General features: G+C 72.5%; 17 protein-coding genes. 8 read left to right on the top strand and 9 right to left on the bottom strand.

From position 1 onward, the window contains the following. Positions 1-9: 9 nt before the first annotated feature. Together ACFZA0_RS15390 and ACFZA0_RS15385 are read left to right on the top strand one after the other, a co-directional pair. Positions 10-480 carry a DUF742 domain-containing protein gene (locus tag ACFZA0_RS15390; protein ID WP_391016030.1) on the top strand — a complete coding sequence of 157 codons (471 nt, stop codon included), beginning with the start codon at positions 10-12 and terminating at the stop codon, positions 478-480. A gap of 304 nt (positions 481-784) precedes the next feature. Further along, positions 785-1,390, top strand: a complete 606-nt coding sequence (locus ACFZA0_RS15385; RefSeq protein WP_391016028.1) for an ATP/GTP-binding protein — start codon at positions 785-787, stop codon at positions 1,388-1,390. 39 nt (positions 1,391-1,429) lie between these two features. On the opposite strand, the gene ACFZA0_RS15380 is transcribed toward ACFZA0_RS15385, so the two are convergent. Then, positions 1,430-1,858 (bottom strand): TIGR03618 family F420-dependent PPOX class oxidoreductase, encoded by a 429-nt coding sequence (locus ACFZA0_RS15380; RefSeq protein WP_391016025.1) that lies wholly within the window; start codon positions 1,856-1,858, stop codon positions 1,430-1,432. A gap of 90 nt (positions 1,859-1,948) precedes the next feature. Between ACFZA0_RS15380 and ACFZA0_RS15375 the strand changes: the two genes are divergently transcribed. Together ACFZA0_RS15375 and ACFZA0_RS15370 are read left to right on the top strand one after the other, a co-directional pair. Further along, positions 1,949-2,362, top strand: coding sequence for a roadblock/LC7 domain-containing protein (locus ACFZA0_RS15375; RefSeq protein ID WP_391016557.1), 414 nt, complete (start codon positions 1,949-1,951; stop codon positions 2,360-2,362). 241 nt (positions 2,363-2,603) lie between these two features. Further along, a complete protein-coding gene (locus tag ACFZA0_RS15370; protein WP_391016023.1) occupies positions 2,604-3,692 on the top strand; it encodes a DUF6397 family protein in 1,089 nt (362 codons plus the stop codon). Here ACFZA0_RS15370 and ACFZA0_RS15365 read toward each other — a convergent pair. Together ACFZA0_RS15365 and ACFZA0_RS15360 are read right to left on the bottom strand one after the other, a co-directional pair. Beyond that, positions 3,629-4,495: an acyl-CoA thioesterase domain-containing protein gene (locus ACFZA0_RS15365; protein WP_391016021.1), complete on the bottom strand. Its 867-nt coding sequence runs from the start codon at positions 4,493-4,495 to the stop codon at positions 3,629-3,631. The genes ACFZA0_RS15370 and ACFZA0_RS15365 overlap by 64 nt on opposite strands. 19 nt (positions 4,496-4,514) lie before the next feature. Continuing rightward, positions 4,515-7,028 (bottom strand): DUF3516 domain-containing protein, encoded by a 2,514-nt coding sequence (locus ACFZA0_RS15360; RefSeq protein WP_391016019.1) that lies wholly within the window; start codon positions 7,026-7,028, stop codon positions 4,515-4,517. Positions 7,029-7,173: 145 nt separating this feature from the next. Here ACFZA0_RS15360 and ACFZA0_RS15355 point away from each other — a divergent pair, with 145 nt between their 5' ends. Beyond that, complete coding sequence (locus tag ACFZA0_RS15355) at positions 7,174-7,968, top strand: metal-dependent hydrolase (RefSeq protein WP_391016017.1); 795 nt, start codon at positions 7,174-7,176, stop codon at positions 7,966-7,968. A gap of 47 nt (positions 7,969-8,015) precedes the next feature. On the opposite strand, the gene ACFZA0_RS15350 is transcribed toward ACFZA0_RS15355, so the two are convergent. The 4 genes from ACFZA0_RS15350 to ACFZA0_RS15335 all read right to left on the bottom strand — a co-directional run bounded on the left by ACFZA0_RS15350 (position 8,016) and on the right by ACFZA0_RS15335 (position 12,853). Beyond that, positions 8,016-8,285, bottom strand: coding sequence for a type B 50S ribosomal protein L31 (locus ACFZA0_RS15350; protein ID WP_391016016.1), 270 nt, complete (start codon positions 8,283-8,285; stop codon positions 8,016-8,018). A gap of 123 nt (positions 8,286-8,408) precedes the next feature. Then, the gene (locus tag ACFZA0_RS15345) at positions 8,409-8,879 is read right to left on the bottom strand and encodes a DUF5709 domain-containing protein (protein WP_391016014.1); all 471 of its coding nucleotides are present in this window, start codon (positions 8,877-8,879) and stop codon (positions 8,409-8,411) included. A gap of 222 nt (positions 8,880-9,101) precedes the next feature. Further along, positions 9,102-10,883, bottom strand: coding sequence for an ABC transporter transmembrane domain-containing protein (locus tag ACFZA0_RS15340; RefSeq protein WP_391016012.1), 1,782 nt, complete (start codon positions 10,881-10,883; stop codon positions 9,102-9,104). Beyond that, positions 10,880-12,853, bottom strand: a complete 1,974-nt coding sequence (locus ACFZA0_RS15335; protein WP_391016011.1) for an ABC transporter transmembrane domain-containing protein — start codon at positions 12,851-12,853, stop codon at positions 10,880-10,882. The genes ACFZA0_RS15340 and ACFZA0_RS15335 overlap by 4 nt, the downstream gene beginning before the upstream one ends. Positions 12,854-13,140: 287 nt before the next feature. Here ACFZA0_RS15335 and ACFZA0_RS15330 point away from each other — a divergent pair, with 287 nt between their 5' ends. Beyond that, on the top strand, positions 13,141-13,950 hold the full coding sequence (locus ACFZA0_RS15330) for a hypothetical protein (protein ID WP_391016009.1): 810 nt from the start codon (positions 13,141-13,143) through the stop codon (positions 13,948-13,950). 78 nt (positions 13,951-14,028) lie between these two features. Here ACFZA0_RS15330 and ACFZA0_RS15325 read toward each other — a convergent pair whose 3' ends face one another. Next, positions 14,029-14,490, bottom strand: coding sequence for a MarR family transcriptional regulator (locus ACFZA0_RS15325; RefSeq protein WP_391016006.1), 462 nt, complete (start codon positions 14,488-14,490; stop codon positions 14,029-14,031). Positions 14,491-14,646: 156 nt separating this feature from the next. On the opposite strand from ACFZA0_RS15325, the gene ACFZA0_RS15320 reads away from it, so the two are divergent. Beyond that, entirely contained in the window at positions 14,647-16,452 is a 1,806-nt protein-coding gene (locus ACFZA0_RS15320; protein WP_391016004.1) for an ABC transporter transmembrane domain-containing protein, read from the top strand. A gap of 43 nt (positions 16,453-16,495) precedes the next feature. Next, positions 16,496-17,341 (top strand): endolytic transglycosylase MltG, encoded by an 846-nt coding sequence (gene mltG, locus ACFZA0_RS15315; RefSeq protein WP_391016001.1) that lies wholly within the window; start codon positions 16,496-16,498, stop codon positions 17,339-17,341. 54 nt (positions 17,342-17,395) lie between these two features. Here mltG and ACFZA0_RS15310 read toward each other — a convergent pair whose 3' ends face one another. Further along, positions 17,396-18,466 carry an NAD(P)-binding domain-containing protein gene (locus tag ACFZA0_RS15310; RefSeq protein ID WP_391016554.1) on the bottom strand — a complete coding sequence of 357 codons (1,071 nt, stop codon included), beginning with the start codon at positions 18,464-18,466 and terminating at the stop codon, positions 17,396-17,398. Positions 18,467-18,470: the final 4 nt, after the last annotated feature.

Raw genomic sequence — 18,470 nt, 5'->3', positions numbered from 1 at the left:
GGCACGGACATGACCGAGGACAGCGCCGGGCCCCGTTGCGAACAGGGCAGCCAGTGGTACGACGGCGAGGCCGGCCCGCTCGTGCGCCCGTACGCGATGACGGGCGGGCGGACCAGCTCCGGTCCGGAGGGTGCGCGGTTCGACGTGATCGCGCTCGTCGCACTCGTCGTGGACGGGCCCGGGACGGGCGGGCCCCGGGCCGGCGGTCCGGGAGCGGCCGGTTCCGGGACGGGCACCGACTTCGCGCCCGGGGCCGCGCTCGGGCCGGAACACCGGGCGATCGTCGAACTGTGCCGCGCCGAGGTGCAGTCGGTGGCCGAACTCGCCGCCGGTACCGACCTTCCCGTCGGTGTCGTCAGGGTGCTGGTCGGCGACCTCCTGGAGAGCGGCACGGTCACCGTGCGCAGCCCGGTGCCGCCCACCCGGCTGCCGGACGGACGCATCCTGGGCGAGGTGATCGACGGGCTGCGGGCACTGTAGGCGGACGACCGCACGCGATGCGGCGGCCGGGGAGCGGGGCGGGACCCGCGAAACGAACACAGGCGCACGTGTGTCCGGCAGCACTCCCGAATCGCGCACCGTGCGGACACGACCGGTCCGGGCCGGTCCGCGCCGGTCACATCCGGCGGAATGCGGTCCCGGCCCGCCGGGAGCGGTGCCGGTCGTCATGATGCTGACCTGACCCGGCGAACCGCGTCGCCCGGCACACGGGCACCGTCCGTGAGCCGGCGCCGCACCAGCGGCCGACACCGGCCGTTGCAGACACGACCGAGAGAAGTGATCGATGGTCTCCGAGCGTGTGGACGCCGAGGAAGGCGACACGTCCGCCCTGGCCCTGAAAATCCTCGTGGCCGGCGGCTTCGGGGTCGGCAAGACCACCCTGGTCGGAGCCGTCAGCGAGATCCGCCCGCTGCGCACCGAGGAACTGCTCAGCGAGGCGGGCCGGTTCGTCGACGACACGGACGGCGTCGACCGGAAGGTCACCACCACGGTGGCCATGGACTTCGGGCGGATCACCATCCGTTCCGGGCTGTCCCTCTACCTCTTCGGGACGCCCGGCCAGGACCGCTTCTGGTTCCTCTGGGACGAACTGGCGCAGGGCGCGCTGGGAGCGGTCGTCCTGGCGGACACGCGGCGCCTCGCCGACTGCTTCCCCGCGGTGGACTACTTCGAGCACCGGCGCATCCCGTTCGTCGTCGCCGTCAACTGCTTCGGCGGTACGCGCGGATACGGCGCGCAGGACGTGGCGGGTGCCCTCGACCTCGACCGCGGAACCCCGGTCGTGCTGTGCGACGCCCGGGATCGCGACTCGGGCAAGGAGGTGCTCATCCGGCTCGTCGAGTACGCCGGGCGGATGCACACCGCCCGGCTCCTCGACTCGGTGGGCTGACCCGGTGGGCCGACCGGCCAGTCCCTGTCGCGCGGGGCCCTACTCGGCGACGTCCGCCTGCGCCAGGACCTTCTCCACCCGTACGCGCACGAGGAGTTCGCCCGGTACGCCGTTGCGGGCCCCGAACTCCTCCGCGCGCTCCGCGCCCATGTACCGGGCCGCGATACGGGTGGCCCACGCGCGTACGTCCGCCAGGTCCTCGGAGAGGTCCGCCCGGCCCTGGAGGACCACGAAACCGAACGGCGGCCGGTCGTCGTCCACACACAGGGCGACCCTGCCGTCACGGGCGAGGTTGCGGCCCTTCACGGTGTCCTTCCCGGTGTTGAACACCACGTCCGTGCCGTCGAGCAGGAACCAGATGGGCGCCACGTGCGGGCTGCCGTCGGCCCGCACGGTCGACAGTTTCGCGGTGCGCGTGCCCGCCGAAATGAACGCCTGCCACTCTTCGTCGGTCATCTTCTGTGCCATGTCACCATCCTCCTTGCCGCGACCGCGGTCGTGGTGAAGGCTTGCGGGGAATCCTCCAGCCAGGGGGAGACTCGACAGGGGGATCGCATGATGGCGCACAAGCGGGGCCTGGGCTGGTTGCTGGACGACCTGACCCAGCGCGTCGAACACGTACGGCACGCGATGGTGCTCTCCAACGACGGCCTGGTGACCGGCGCGAGCACGGGGCTGCGCCGTGACGACGCCGAACACCTCGCGGCCGTCTCGTCGGGACTGCACAGCCTCGCGCAGGGCTCGGGACGCCACTTCGGCGCCGGTCAGGTCCGTCAGACGATGATCGAGTTCGACGACGCGGTGCTGTTCGTCACGGCGGCGGGCAGCGGCAGTTGTCTGTGTGTGCTCAGCGGCGCGGAGGCCGACTTCGGGCGCATCGCCTACGAGATGACCCTGCTCGTCAACAGGGTCGGCGAGCACCTCGGCGTGGACGCGCGGCAGCCGGAGAGGACGACGGCCAAGGACCTCTGAAATCCCGGGATTTCAGAGATTCCAGGACGCCGAGACACCTGGACTCCCGGCTCCTTCCCCCCGGCTCCCCACGGACCCCGCTGGTGTTCTGTGTCGCCGCACGGCGCCCTGAGCTGCGGGTTTCCCGTCGATGCGGAGTTATCCACAGGCTTGCCCCGAAATGCCCGGTCGGGGCTACGGTTTTTCCCGTGGGCCGGAGAACTCGGCCCGAGCCCAGGACCACTCCACGGGGGAGACGACCATGCCTGTCACCATCCGCACATCCGCGCCCGGTTCGCGGGCCAAGACCTCTGGCCCGCCCGGCCCGGCCGTCCTCACGACCCATCGGGCGGCACGTGAACTCGCCCTCGGCAGAAGTGCGTTCGAGGCCGGAGTCAGCCTCGGTCACATCCGCACCCTGCCCGCCCCGGACGGGAGCGGCGCCCGCGTCGCCCGCACCGAGATCGAGCGGCTGCGCGCCGAGCCGGACTTCCCGCGCGGGCTGCGCCTGCGCACCGAGACCGCGGGAACCAGGGACGGGGCGGCCCTGCTGGGCATCGCGCCGGGACGCTTCGGGCGGCTCGCGCGACTGGGCCTGCTGTCCCCGGCGACCTTCCGCGTCAACCGCTACCGCACGGTGGTCTGGCTCTATCCCACGGAGGAACTGCGCGTGTTCGGCGCCCGCTCCGAGCACGCGGCGCTGCTCGCGGGGCGCATGCCCACGGCGCTGCGGGACCAGCTGATCACCGGGCTGGACCTCCGACCGCGCAACTGGCGCACCCGGCACCTGTGTTCACTGACCGACGCCGCCCACGGGCCGTGGGAGCGGGCAGCCGCGGTGGCCTCCCTGCTCGACCCGGTCGAGGTGGCCCGAGCCGTTCCCGACCGCCGCGACCGGACCCACTTGGAGCGGTGCCGCCCCCCTCGTCCCGACCACGGCGCGCCCGGCTCGCCCGCGGCGCAGCTCGCGGAGATCCTGATGACCGCCCGAGAGTCGGACGAAGTCGCCCTGCTGGTGGCCGAGTTGCGGCACGCGGTGGCCGCCGCCCGGATCCACGACCCGGTGCCGGACCCCGACCCCGCGACGGTTGCCGCCGCGGGCCCGGAGGCGGAGCCGATCCCGGGACCGCCGCTTCCGGGTCCGCCCCGGCCGCAACCCGGGCGGACCCGCCCACGCCGGCTGATCGCCCGGCTCCGCCTCCCGCACCGGCAACGTCCGGACGCGACACCCGTACTCGCGTCCGGCCCCGGGGCGCCACCGGGGCGACGGCACCCCGGGGCCGAGCCCTACAGCGCCCGGAACAGCCCTTCCTGCACCACCGACACGAGCAGCCGGCCCTCGACGTCGTAGATGCGGCCGCGGGCCAGACCGCGGCCGCCCGTCGCGATCGGCGACTCCTGGTCGTAGAGGAACCACTCGTCCGCGCGGAACGGCCGGTGGAACCACATGGCGTGGTCGAGCGACGCCATGTCGAAGCCCCGCGGACCCCACAGCGGCTCCACCGGGATGCGGACGGCGTCCAGCAGCGTCATGTCACTCGCGTACGTCAACGCGCAGGTGTGCACGAGCGGATCGTCGCCGAGCGGTCCGACCGCCCGCATCCACACCGCGCTGCGCGGCTCGGCGCCCTTGATCTCTTCGGCGGTCCAGCGCAGCCGGTCGACGTAACGGATGTCGAAGGGCTGGCGGCGGGCCATCCGCTCCAGCTGCTCCGGCAGCGCGCCCAGATGTTCCCGGACCTCCTCCGACACGGTCGGCAGGGACTCCGGGTCCGGCACCACGCGGGCGGGCGGCAACTGGTGCTCGAAACTCCCGACCTCGGGCTTGTGGAAGGAGGCGGTCAGATTGAAGATCGTGCGTCCCTGCTGGACCCCCGTCACCCGGCGGGTCGTGAAGGAGCGCCCGTCACGGACGCGTTCCACCTGGTACACGATCGGCACGCCCGGCCGCCCCGGGCGCAGGAAGTACGCGTGCAGCGAGTGCACGGGCCGTTCGCGGTCGGTGGTGCGCCCGGCCGCGACCAGGGCCTGGCCGGCCACCTGGCCGCCGAAGACGCGCTGCAGCGACTCCTGCGGACTGCGGCCGCGGAAGATGTCGACCTCGATCTGCTCCAGATCGAGCAGGTCGACGAGGCCGTCGGCGGGATTGCTCATCGGTGGGTCTCTCCTGTGCTCACAGCTGACCGACGTCGGTGATGCGAAGGACCGCGCGGCCCTCCGCGTCGGAGGCCGTGAGGTCGACCTCCGCGCTGATGCCCCAGTCGTGGTCGTCGTTGGGGTCGTCGAAGATCTGCCGCACCCGCCACAGGGCGTTTGCGGGCTGCTCCTCGATCAGCAGCAGCTTGGGGCCGCGCGCGTCGGGGCCGGTGCCGAGGTCGTCGTACTCGTCCCAGTACCGGTCCATGGCCTCGCCCCAGGCGTCGGCGTCCCAGCCGTTCTCGCCGTCCAGCTCGCCGAGCTGGTCGACCTGGTCGAGGGCGGCGAGCTCGACGCGGCGGAACAGTGCGTTGCGCACGAGGACCCGGAAGGCGCGGGAGTTGGCGGTCACCGGCTTGACCTGGTCGGCCCGCTCCTGGGCCTCCTCGGCCGTCATGTCCTGCGGGTTGGCGAGCTGTTCCCACTCGTCGAGCAGACTGGAGTCGACCTGGCGGACGGTCTCGCCGAGCCAGGCGATGAGGTCCTGGAGGTCCTCCGACTTGAGGTCGTCGGGGACGGTGTGGTCGAGGGCCTTGAAGGCGCCGGCGAGGTACCGCAGCACGATGCCCTCGGTGCGGGCGAGTTCGTAGTGGGACACCAACTCGGTAAAGGTCATGGCCCGTTCGTACATGTCGCGGACGACCGACTTCGGGGACAGCGGGTGGTCGCCCACCCACGGGTGGCTCTTGCGGTACGTGTCGTACGCGTGGAAGAGCAGCTCCTCCAGGGGCTTCGGGTAGGTCACGTCCTGGAGGCGCTCCATGCGCTCCTCGTACTCGACGCCGTCGGACTTCATCGCCGCCACGGCCTCGCCGCGCGCCTTGTTCTGCTGGGCGGCCAGGATCTGCCGCGGGTCGTCGAGCGTGGACTCGACCACGGACACCAGGTCCAGGGCGTAGGAGGGCGACTCGGGGTCGAGGAGTTCGAACGCGGCGAGCGCGAAGGTGGACAGCGGCTGGTTCAGCGCGAAGTCCTGCTGGAGGTCGACCGTGAGCCGCACGATGCGTCCCTCGGCGTCCGGCTCGTCGAGCTTCTCCACGATGCCGCCGTCCAGCAGCGAGCGGTAGATCGCGATGGCCCGCCGGATGTGCCGCAACTGCTGCTTGCGCGGCTCGTGGTTGTCCTCCAGCAGGTGCCGCATCGCGTCGAAGGCGTTGCCGGGGCGCGCGATCACCGAGAGCAGCATGGTGTGCGTGACGCGGAAGCGGGAGGTCAGCGGTTCCGGCTCGGCGCCGATGAGCTTCTCGAAGGTGCTCTCCGACCAGGCGACGAAGCCCTCCGGGGCCTTCTTGCGGACGACCTTGCGCCGCTTCTTGGGGTCGTCGCCCGCCTTGGCCAGCGCCTTCTCGTTCTCGATGACGTGTTCGGGGGCCTGCGCGACGACGAGACCCGCCGTGTCGAACCCGGCCCGGCCGGCCCGTCCCGCGATCTGGTGGAACTCGCGCGCCCGCAGCGTGCGCACACGGGTGCCGTCGTACTTGGTGAGCGCGGTGAACAGCACGGTGCGGATGGGGACGTTGACGCCGACCCCGAGGGTGTCCGTGCCGCAGATGACCTTCAACAGGCCCGCCTGCGCGAGCTTCTCGACCAGGCGCCGGTACTTCGGCAGCATGCCCGCGTGGTGCACCCCGATGCCGTGCCGCACGTAACGCGACAGGTTGCGCCCGAACTTGGTGGTGAACCGGAACGCGCCGATGAGGTCGGCGATGCGTTCCTTCTCCTCCCGGGTGCACATGTTGATGCTCATCAGCGCCTGCGCCCGCTCGACCGCCTGGGCCTGCGTGAAGTGCACGATGTACACCGGTGCCTGCCGCGTCTCCAGCAGGTCGGTGAGCGTCTCCGTCATCGGGGTGAAGCGGTACTCGTAGGAGAGCGGCACCGGGCGCGTGGCGGAGCGCACCACCGAGGTGGGCCGGCCGGTGCGGCGGGTGAGGTCCTGCTCGAAGAAGGACACGTCGCCGAGCGTGGCCGACATCAGCACGAACTGGGCCTGCGGGAGTTCGAGGATCGGGATCTGCCAGGCCCAGCCGCGGTCGCCCTCCGCGTAGAAGTGGAACTCGTCCATGACGACCTGGCCGACGTCGGCGTTCTTGCCGTCGCGCAGCGCGATGGACGCCAGCACCTCGGCGGTGCAGCAGATGACGGGCGCGTCGGCGTTGACGGAGGCGTCACCGGTCAGCATGCCGACGTTCTCCGTGCCGAAGATCTTGCACAGCTCGAAGAACTTCTCGGAGACGAGCGCCTTGATCGGCGCGGTGTAGAAGGTGACCTCGTCGCGGGCCAGTGCCGCGAAGTGCGCACCCGCGGCGATCATGCTCTTGCCGGACCCGGTGGGCGTCGAGACGATCACGTTCGCACCCGAGACCACCTCGATCAGCGCCTCCTCCTGGTGCGGGTAGAGGGTCAGGCCCCGCTCCGTCGACCACGACTCGAATGCGTCGTACAGGGCGTCGGCGTCGGGGGTGGGCGGCAGCTGATCGATGAGGGTCACCCCACCATCTTGCCTGCCGGGGAGGCCGAGGGGGGAATCGGCTTCGGGCACGAAGATCGGGAACGCTACGCTGTGTCGCCGACGAGGCGTCAGCGCACCGGGGCAACTCACCAGTGGCACAAGAGGAATGGGGCGGGAAACGCTCATGATGGGACCAGCACACTCACTGTCGGGCGCAGCGGCCTGGCTGGGTATCGGGGCGGCCACCGCCGCGGCCGGACACGCGATGCCGTGGCCGGTCCTGCTGACCGGGGCGCTGATCTGCGCGGGCGCGGCCCTCGCCCCCGACCTGGACCACAAGTCGGCGACCATCTCGCGTTCCTTCGGTCCGGTCTCGCGCTGGGTCTGCGAGATCGTCGACAAGCTCTCCTACGCCGTCTACAAGGCGACGCGCATGGCGGGCGACCCGCGCCGCAACGGCGGACACCGCACGCTGACGCACACCTGGGTGTGGGCGGTGCTCACCGGCGCCGCGGCGTCGGGCCTCGCGATCGTCGGCGGACGCTGGGCGGTGCTGGCGATCCTCTTCGTGCACATGGTGCTGGCGATCGAGGGTCTGCTGTGGCGGGCGGCCCGCGGTTCCAGCAGCGACGTGCTGGTGTGGCTGCTCGCGGCGACCACGTCGTGGATCGTCGCCGGGATACTCGACGAGCCGGGCAACGGCTCCGGGTGGCTGTTCACCGGCTCGGGCCAGCAGTACCTGTGGCTGGGCCTGCCGATCCTGCTCGGCTCGCTGGTGCACTGCATCGGGGACGCGCTGACGGTGTCCGGCTGCCCCGTGCTGTGGCCTATACCGCTGGGACGCAGGCGCTGGTACCCGATCGGACCGCCGAAGGCGATGCGGTTCCGTGCCGGAAGCTGGGTCGAGCTCAAGGTGCTGATGCCGGTGTTCATGGTGCTCGGCGGCATCGGCTGCGCCGCGGCGCTGAACTTCATCTGACGCCGGCCCGCGGGTGCGCGTGCCGCGCACCCGCGGGGACCAGCGGTTCAGGAGCCTTCGGAAGCCCCGGCCGAACCGTCGCCGTAGCGCCGTTCGAACCGGGCGACGCGGCCCTCGGAGTCCACGGTGCGGGCCTTGCCGGTGTAGAAGGGGTGGCTCTCCGAGGAGATCTCCACGTCCACCACCGGGTACGTCTCGCCGTCGTCCCACTCGATGGTCTGCGAACTGGTCGCGGTCGACCGGGTCAGGAAGGCGTATCCGGCGCTGCGGTCCCGGAAGACCACCGGACCGTAGTCGGGCTGCTTGTCGTTCTGCATGGCTGCTCCTCCCGCTCGTCCTGCTCGGTCCCGGCCGGCGGGAGGTCCTCCGGGGGCGAAGGGCCTCCCGCCGGCCGGGCGCTTCCCGCCGGCGACGGTCCCGGCCGGGGCGGCCGGTCCGGCTCAGCGCAGCGGCGCGTCCTCGTCGACGACGTGCATGGCGGCCTCCTCGGCGGAGGCGGCGGCGCCGTCGATGCCCACGTCGGTGGCGACCAGGGCACTCTCGTCGTCCTCGTGGGTTCCCTCGTCGGGAGCCACGAGGCGTCCGGAGCGGGCCGAGCCCACCTCGTCGTCCCACAGCTCCCCGTCGGTGCCCTCGGCGTCACCGAGACCGTCCCCGTCGGGGGCGACGGTGTCGGGCACCTCCTCGGCGAGACGCTGGTCGAGGGTCTCGCCCCGAAGGGCCTCCGCCGCGGTCACGCCGTCGTGCTCCACGCCCCACGGGCGCTCCGGCGGCGACCAGCCGCGGTCCAGCGGGTCCTCGACACCGTCGTCGTCCAGGGTGTCCTCGGCGTCGAGCAGGCCGGCGTCCTCCTGGATCTCCGACCCGTCCGGCTGGTAGACGTCGTCTCCCCATCCGTCGGCGCTGTCCACGGGAACCTCCAGGAATTGGGGACGGGCCCGGTTCCGCCGGGGCTCGGCGGGGCCGTGAGCACGGTACAACGGACGCGTCCGGCAGGTGCCGGACGGGTGCCCGGCACGTGCGGCCCGGTGCCTCGTGGCGCTGTGCCTGCGACCAGCCTTCCATCCCCGTTCGGGGGTGCGCAACGGCACGGCCCCGTCACCGGGCGCGGCCGTGGCCGCGCCCGGAGCGGATCACCCGTGCCACGACCGCCACAGCGCCGCGTACGCGCCGTCGGCGCCCACGAGTTCGTCGTGGCCGCCCAGCTCGCTGATCCGCCCGCTCTCGACGACGGCGATGACGTCCGCGTCGTGGGCGGTGTGCAGGCGGTGCGCGATGGCCACGACGGTCCGGCCGTCGAGGACGCGGGCCAGCGAGCGCTCCAGGTGGCGGGCCGCCCGCGGGTCGAGCAGCGAGGTCGCCTCGTCCAGCACCAGCGTGTGCGGATCGGCCAGGACGAGACGGGCCAGCGCGATCTGCTGCGCCTGGGCCGGGGTGAGGGCGAGACCGCCCGAGCCGACCTCGGTGTCGAGGCCGTCGTCGAGCGCGCGGGCCCAGTCCTCGGCGGCGACCGCGCCGAGGGCGTTCCACAGGTCGCCGTCGGCGGCGTCCGTGCGCGCGAGGAGCAGGTTGTCGCGCAGGGACCCCACGAAGACGTGGTGCTCCTGGTTGACCAGCGCCACGTGCGAGCGGACCTGCTCCGCCGGCATGCGGGACAGCTCGGCGCCGCCCAGGGTGATCCGGCCGTCGCGCGGCGCGTAGATCCCGGCCAGCAGGCGACCCAGTGTGGACTTGCCGGCGCCGGACGGCCCGACGAGGGCCACCCGGGTCCCCGGACTGACGCGCAGGGAGATCTCCCGCAGCACGTCCACGCCCTCCAGGTAGCCGAAGTGGACCCCGTCGGCGTGCACGTCGCGGCCCCGGGGCCGCACGTCCGCGTCGCCGGAGTCCGGCTCGATCTCCCGGACGCCGACAAGGCGGGCCAGCGACACCTGCGCCACCTGGAGCTCGTCGTACCACCGCAGGATCATGCCGACCGGCTCGACGAGCATCTGCGCGATGAGCGCGCCCGTCGTGAGCTGGCCGACGCCGATCCAGCCCTGGAGGACGAAGAAGCCGCCGATCATCAGGACCGAGCCGAGGACGATGCCGTTGGTGACCTCGACCACCGGGAAGAGGACCGAGCGCAGCCACAGGGTGTAGCGCTCCCACGCGGTCCATTCCTTGACCCGCTGCTCGGACAGGGCGATCCGGCGCTCGCCGAGGCGGTGCGCCTCGACGGTCCGGCCCGCGTCCACGGTTTCGGCGAGGGCCCCGGCCACGGCGGCGTACCCGGCGGCCTCCGCGCGGTATCCGGCGGGGGCCCGCTTGAAGTACCAGCGGCAGCCGACCACGAGCAGGGGTACCGCGACCAGCACCGCCGGAGCGAGCGCCGGTGCCGTGACGACGAGCCCGCCGAGCAGCAGCAGAACCCACACCACGCCGATCGCCAGCTGCGGCACGGCCTCCCGCATCGCCTCGGCGAGGCGGTCGATGTCGGTGGTGATCCGGGACAGCAGGTCACCGGTGCCGGCCCGTTCCAGCACGCCCGGGGGCAGTCCGACGGACCGCACCAGGAAGTCCTCGCGCAGGTCGGCGAGCATCTCCTCGCCGAGCACGGCGCCGCGCATCCGTACCTGCTGCACGAACGCGCCCTGCACCACGAGCGCGACGGCGAACAGCGTCAGGGTCAGCCCCAGCCGCAGCTCGTGGGATCCGTCCGAGACCCGCTCCACGAGGTCGCCGAGCAGGTACGGCCCCACCATCGAGGCGATGACCGCGACGGTGTTGACGCCGATCAGCACCAGGAAGGCGCGCCGGTGCCGGCGGAACATCTCCACCACGTAGGCCCGGACCGTCGCCGGGGAACCGACGGGCAGGGTGCTCGCCGTCGTCGGTGCCGCCGGGTCGTACGGGGGCGGTGCCACGCCGATCACGCCGTCTCCTCGATCTCTTCCGTCATGGTGGCCGTCGCGGTCGCGGCGGCCGTCGTCGTCAGGTGCTCGCGCGCCGTCGCCAGGAGAGCCGTCTCCTCGTCGGTCTCCCGGGTCACGACCGCCCGGTACCGGAGGTCCGAGTGCAGCAGTTCGCGGTGGACGCCCTCGGCCACCACCGTGCCGTCCTGGACGAGCACCACCCGGTCCGCGCGGTCCAGAAGCAGCGGGGAGGAGGCGAACACGACGGTGGTGCGTCCGGACCGCAGTTCCCGCAGCCCCTCCGCGACACGGGCCTCGGTGTGCGAGTCGACGGCCGAGGTCGGCTCGTCCAGCACCAGCACCTGCGGGTCGGTGATCAACGAGCGGGCCAGGGCGAGCCGCTGGCGCTGGCCCCCCGACAGGGAGCGTCCGCGTTCGGTGATGCGGGTGTCCAGCGGGTCGGACACGTCGGGGGAGACCTGCGCCAGGGCGGCGAGCACGTCGCCGCACTGGGCGGCGTCCAGGGCCTGCTCGGTGCTGATCTTCCCGGAGGCGGGCACGTCGAGCAGTTCGCGCAGGGAACCGGAGAGCAGCACCGGGTCCTTGTCCTGCACGAGGACCGCGGTCCGCGCCTGCTCCAGGGGGAGTTCGTCGAGCGGCACCCCGCCCAGCTCCACCGGGACGCCCGGGTCGGCCGGATGTCCGCCGAGGCGCTCCGCGAGCCGCCCCGCCGCGTCCGGGTCGCCGCACACGACGGCGGTGAACCGCCCTGCCCGCGCGAGCAGTCCGGTGGCCGGGTCGTACAGGTCGCCGGACGCCTCCGGAACCCCGGCGTCCACCGCGGAGCGCACCGCGCGGACCGCGTCCTCCCGGGCACCGGCGGTGTCCCCGCGGTCCGCCGCGTCCCCGCGGCCCGGCACGTCCGCGCGGCCCGCCGTGTCGCCGTCGTCGCCCGTACCGGCCGTGGCGGGGGGGGCGGATCCGTCGGCGTCGGTGGCCCGCTCCAGGTCCAGTACGCGGGCGGCGCGTTTGGCCGCCGGGCGGGAGAACGAGTACGCCATCGCGATCTCCTGGAAGTGCTGGAGCGGATACGCGAGCACCATCACCGCGCTGTACACGGTGACGAGTTCGCCCACGGTGATCCGGCCCTGGCGGGCCAGGTGCACGCCCTGCCAGACGACGGCGATCAGGACCAGGCCCGGCAGCAGTACCTGGATGCCCGAAATGAGCGACCACATACGGGCGTTGTGCACGGCGGCGTGCCGCACCTCCTGCGAGGCGCGGCGGTACCGGTCGAGGAACAGTTCCTCGCCCCCGATGCCGCGCAGTACCCGCAGTCCGGCGACGGTGTCCGAGGCGAGCTCGGTGGCCCGGCCGGCCTTCTCCCGCTGTATGTCCGCGCGCCGGGTGGCCCGGGGCAGCAACGGCAGCACCGTGAGCGCCAGTACGGGCAGCCCGACGGCGACCACGACGCCCAGCGCCGGCTGGTACACGAGCAGGCCGACGCAGACCAGGACGACGGTGAGGGCAGCGGCGGTGAACCGGGAGACGGCCTCGACGAACCAGCCGATCCGCTCGACGTCGCCGGTGGACACGGCCACCACCTCGCCCGCCGCGACCCGCCGGGTCAGCGCCGACCCCAGCAACGCGGCCTTCCGGGCGAGCAGTTGCTGCACCCGGGCCGCCGCGGTGATCCAGTTGGTGACAGCGCTGCGGTGCAGGAAGACGCTGCCGAGCGCGTTGCCGGCGCAGCACAGCGCCAGCACCCCTCCGGCGCGCAGGAGTGCGGCGCCCGAGCCGTCGACGACGGCCTGCACGGCGAGGCCGACGCCCAGCGGCAGCGCGGAGACCGATCCGAAGTGCAGCAGCCCCCAGGCCAGCGCCTTGAGCTGGCCGCCCAGTTGGTTCTTCTCCAGCCACCACAGGAAGCGAGCGCCCGAACGCGTGTCGGGCACGCCGGGGTCCGGATACGGAAGATCTTGGATTTGCATGAATTCCCAGCGGTTTCGTGTGCGTTCGCGGTTGTTCGCGTTCAGGGGACGGACGGGTCTCGCGTCGGCGACAGCCTGTGACAGGTTCGCCGCGCGGAGTCCCCGCGGGCAAGCGGTTTTCGGTAGGGATTCTCACCGCTCCGAACATTGTCGGGGTGGGTGTCCGCAGGTCACACGGCCGGGGTGGGTCACCGTCCGTGACCCGTGGGGCATGAGGGGCCGTCAACCGCCGTACCGAGCGGGGCGCGTGGGCCGGGCGTCCGGTGCCCGGGTGCCACCATGGACGGATGGTGATTTTCTGTCCACGACGTACCGCCGTCGCCGCGGCCGCCTGCGGTGTCCTGGTGGGTCTGCTGTCGGCGTGCGGTGCCACGAACGCCCCGGGCGACGACAACGGCAGGGCGCCGGGCGGCAGTTCGCCGTCCGCCGGGGGAGCCCGTGCCACCGCTCCCGGCACCGTGGGGACGACGCGGATCCCCGGGGTCGGCGACCGGCTGGGCGGACGCGTCCCCACGGACTCGCGCCAGGTTCTCGCGGTGTACGGCGACGGGAAGGACTCGGCGCGCTCCACGGCGGTGCTCTACACGAGGGGTGCCGCGAAAAGCGGCGGCGCGGCGCGGGACGGGCGGTGGCGCCCGGCGCGGAGCTGGGACGCGCACAACGGCAGGAGGGGCTGGACCCTCGACCATCACGAGAACGACAAGCGCAGCCCCGTGGGTGTCTTCACGCTCAGCGACGCGGGCGGGGTGCTGCCGGCCCCGGCGGCCGACCCGGCCGCGGGCTCGTCCCTCCCGTACACGCGCTCGGCCGCGTTCGCCGCGCCGCACGGCTGGCCGCGCGCCTACTGGCACGACTTCGACTACGTGATCGCGATCGACTACAACCGCGTCAGGGGGACCGCGCCGAACGACCCGGTCCGCCCGCAGGGGCAGGACAAGGGCGGCGGCATCTGGCTGCACATGGACCACGGCAGCGGAACCTCCGCCTGCGTCAGCCTGCCCGAGCCGGCGATGGCGTACCTGCTGCGCACGCTGGACCCGAAGCTGCACCCGGTGGTGGTGATGGGGGACAGGGCGGACCTCGGGGCGGCGGCCTGAGCGGTGGCGGACCCTGCCTCCCGGGCACCCGTGCCTCCCGAACCCCGGGCACCCCTACCTACCGTGCCCCGCCCAGGCTCAGCGGTGCGAGTGATGCCCGGCGGTGTCCGTGCCTTCGAGCAGCGTGTCGAGGAGCCCGCCGAGTGCCGCGCGCTGGTCGTCCGAGAGCGGGGCGAGGATCTCCTCGGCGGCGGACCGGCGCGCGCCGCGCAGGCTCTTCAGCGCCTCCCGTCCCGCGTCGGTCAGCTCGATCCGGATGACCCGGCGGTTGGTCGGGTCCGGCACCCGGCGCACCTTGCCGTGCGCCTCCAGCCCGTCGACGAGGCTCGTCACCGCGCGGGGCACCACTTCGAGGTGGTCGGCGACGTCGGCCATGCGGGGCGGCGACCCGAAGTGCGCGAGGGTGCGCAGCAGGCGGGACTGCGCGGGGGTGATGCCCAGTTCGCGCTGCTCCAGGTGGTGCTTCTGGATGCGGTGCACCCGCCGGGTGAGGTGCAGCAACTGCTCGGCGAGCGCGCCGTCGCGGTCCGGGGTGGTCATGCGGGAACAATATCAGGACCGTGTTCATTGTGAGTATAGGTAACAATGAGCTATGCTCCGATCGTCCCACCGGGGGCGGGCCCGCGCCCACCGCCGGACGTGCTCGGCACCCCGGCGCCCCGGCGCCGTCCCACACCCTTCATCCGTAGGAGTCCATTGCGTCCCGACCGTGAAACTGCCTGGACACCGTCGCCGGGCGACCCCGAGGGTCAGCCCCGACAGGTGCGCCGCATCCTGAGCCTCTTCCGTCCCTACCGCGGCCGCCTCGCGGTCGTCGGCCTGCTGGTCGGCGCCTCGTCGCTGGTCTCCGTCGCCTCGCCGTTCCTGCTGCGCGAGGTCCTCGACGTCGCCATACCCGACGGCCGGGTCGGGCTGCTGAGCCTGCTCGCCCTCGGCATGATCCTCAGCGCCGTACTGACCAGCGTCTTCGGCGTCCTGCAGACCCTCATCTCGACGACCGTCGGCCAGCGCGTCATGCACGACCTGCGCACCGCCGTCTACAGCCGGCTGCAACGCATGTCGCTCGCCTTCTTCACCCGCACCCGCACGGGCGAGGTCCAGTCCCGTATCGCCAACGACATCGGCGGGATGCAGGCGACGGTCACCTCGACCGCGACCTCGCTGGTCTCCAACCTCACCAGCGTGGTCGCCACGCTCGTCGCCATGGTCGCCCTGGACTGGCGGCTCACCGTGGTCTCGCTGGTCCTGCTGCCGGTGTTCGTGTGGATCAGCCGACGGGTCGGCAACGAGCGCAAGAAGATCACCACGCAGCGGCAGAAGCAGATGGCCGCGATGGCCGCGACGGTCACCGAGTCGCTGTCCGTCAGCGGCATCCTGCTCGGCCGCACCATGGGCCGCGCCGACTCGCTCGCGCAGTCGTTCTCGGACGAGTCCGAGGAACTGGTCGACCTGGAGGTCAGGTCGAACATGGCGGGCCGTTGGCGCATGGCCGTCATCACGATCGTCATGGCCGCCATGCCCGCGGTCATCTACTGGACGGCGGGCGCCACGCTGGCAGCCGGCGGCCCCGACGTCTCGATCGGCACGATCGTCGCCTTCGTCTCGCTCCAGCAGGGGCTGTTCCGTCCGGCCGTCCAGCTGCTGTCGACCGGTGTCCAGATCCAGACCTCGCTCGCGCTGTTCCAGCGGATCTTCGAGTACCTCGACCTGCCCATCGACATCACCGAGCGCGACCACCCGGTGCACCTCGACCGGATCGCGGGCGAAGTCCGCCTGGAAGGCGTCGAGTTCCGCTACGACGGCAAGAGCGCCCCCGTGCTCGACGGCATCGACATCACCGTTCCCGCGGGCCACAGCCTGGCGGTCGTCGGTCCGACCGGCGCCGGCAAGTCCACGCTGGGCTACCTGGTGCCGCGGCTGTACGACGTGACCGGCGGACGCGTCACCCTCGACGGCGTCGACGTGCGCGACCTGGACTTCGACACCCTCGCCCGAGCGGTGGGCGTCGTGTCGCAGGAGACGTACCTGTTCCACGCCTCGGTCGCCGACAACCTGCGCTTCGCCAAGCCGGACGCCACCGACGAGGAGCTGTACGCGGCGGCGCGGGCCGCCCAGATCCACGACCACATCGCGTCGCTGCCCGACGGGTACGACACCGTCGTCGGTGAGCGGGGCCACCGGTTCTCCGGCGGCGAGAAGCAGCGCCTCGCCATCGCGCGCACCATCCTGCGCGACCCGCCCGTCCTGATCCTCGACGAGGCGACCAGCGCGCTGGACACCCGCACGGAGCACGCGGTCCAGGAGGCGATCGACGCACTGTCGGCCAACCGCACGACGCTGACCATCGCCCACCGGCTGTCCACCGTTCGGGGTGCGGACCAGATCGTGGTCCTGGACTCGGGCAACGTCGTCGAACGCGGCACGCACGAGGAGCTGTTGGAGCAGGAGGGGCGGTACGCGGAGCTGGTGCGACGGGACGCCCAACTGGAGCCAACAAGATGACGATATGCCAGGTTTGTCACCGTGTGCGGGTTACCGTGCCCGCATGCAGATGAACACTCCGCCACGGAGCACGATTCGACTGACGCGCCGGGGCCGCTTCGCCCTCATCGCGACCGGAGCCGTCGTGGCCGGTACCGCCGTGGCGGTGCCCCTGCTGAGCCTGGCGAAGCACGGGGACACACGGCCCACCTCGCTCGTGGTCCCCGAGGGCTGGCGCGCCGCCCAGATCTACGCGGCCGTCGACAAGGCACTGGCCCGTCCCGCCGGCACCACCAAGAAGTCGCTGGCGCTGGCCCACCTCAAGCTGCCGAACGACGCGGAGGGCAACCCCGAGGGGTACCTCTTCCCGGCGACCTACCCCCTCGGTCCGAAGGCGTCCCCGCAGTCGCTGCTGTCGTCGATGGTCGACACGGCGAACCGCCGTTTCAACGGCGCCCCGGTCGCGGCGGGCGCCCAGCGCAACGCCATGAACGTCTACCAGGCGGTGACCATCGCCAGCATCGTCCAGGCGGAGGCGGCGACCAAGGCGGACATGGGGAAGGTGGCCCGGGTCGTCTTCAACCGGCTGGAGCGCGGCATGCCGCTCCAGATGGACTCGACGATCAACTACGCGCTCAACCGGTCCACCCTGCACACCACCGCCAAGGACACCCGCACGCAGAGCCCGTACAACTCCTACCAGCGGATGGGGCTGCCTCCCACCCCCATCGACAACCCGGGCGAACAGGCGATGCGCGCGGCGATCAGCCCGACACCGGGCGACTGGCTGTACTTCGTCACGGTGAAGCCGGGCGACACCCGCTTCACCGCGGACTACCAGCAACACCTGCGCAACGTCGCGGAGTTCAACGCGGAGCAGAAGAAGAGCGCGTCGCCGTCGCCGAAGTGACGAACGGCCGTGGGCCCCTCCCGTGCCGGGCCGTCCCGACCCGCGATCGGCCCGTCAGGCGGCAGCGGTCGGTGCCGCCGCCAGCAGCCGCACGATGTCCCGCACCGCCGCACGGCCGGCCCGGTTGGCGCCGACCGTGCTCGCCGAGGGGCCGTAGCCGACCAGATGGATCCTCGGGTCCGCGGCCGCCCGGGTGCCGTCGATCCTGATGCCGCCGCCGGGCTCACGCAGGTGCAGGGGCGCCAGGTGGTCGACCGCGGGGCGGAATCCGGTGGCCCACAGGATCACGTCGGCCCGTACCTCGCGCCCGTCGGCCCAGGCGACACCGTCCGGCACGACGCGGTCGAACATGGGCTGCCGGGCGAGCACGCCGTCCTCGATGCCCTTGCGCACGGCGTCGTTCAGCGGCAGTCCCGTCACCGAGACGACGCTCGACGGCGGCAGCCCCAGGCGTACGCGTTCCTCGACGAGCGCGACCGCGGCCCGGCCGGCGTTCTCGTCGAACGGCCCCTCGCGGAAGACGGGCGGGCGCCGGGTCACCCAGGTCGTGGCGGCGGCGTACGGGGCGAGTTCCAGCAGATGCTGCGTACCGGAGGCCCCGCCGCCCACCACGACCACGCGCAGCCCGGCGAACTCCTCGGGCCCGGCGTACTGGGCGGTGTGCAACTGCCGTCCCCGGAACAGCTCCTGGCCGGGGTAGCGCGGCCAGAACGGCCGGTCCCAGGTGCCCGTCGCGTTGAGGAGCGTCCGGGTGGACCACGCCCCGTCCGACGTCTCCACGAGCAGCCGCCCACCCGTGCCCTCACGCACCGTCCGCACGTCCACGGGGCGTCGTACCCGCAGGTCGAAGGCGCGTTCGTAGGCGGCGAAGTACTCACCGACGACCTCGGACGACGGACGTGCCGCGTCGGCGCCGGTGAGCTCCATGCCGGGCAGCGAGTGCATCCCGTGCACCTTGCCGTACGTCAGCGACGGCCAGCGGTACTGCCAGGCACCGCCCGGCTGCGGCGCGTGGTCGAGCACGACGAAGTCCTGCTCCGGTTCGAATCCGGCCCGCCGCAGGTGATAGGCCCCGGACAGGCCGGCCTGCCCGGCGCCGACGACGACGCTCTCGACCTCACGCACCGCA

This window comes from Streptomyces sp. NPDC008150 (genome assembly GCF_042956945.1).
GTDB lineage: Bacteria > Actinomycetota > Actinomycetes > Streptomycetales > Streptomycetaceae > Streptomyces.
Note: the sequence above shows the minus strand (reverse complement) of the source record. Positions and strands in the feature narration are given on the sequence as shown.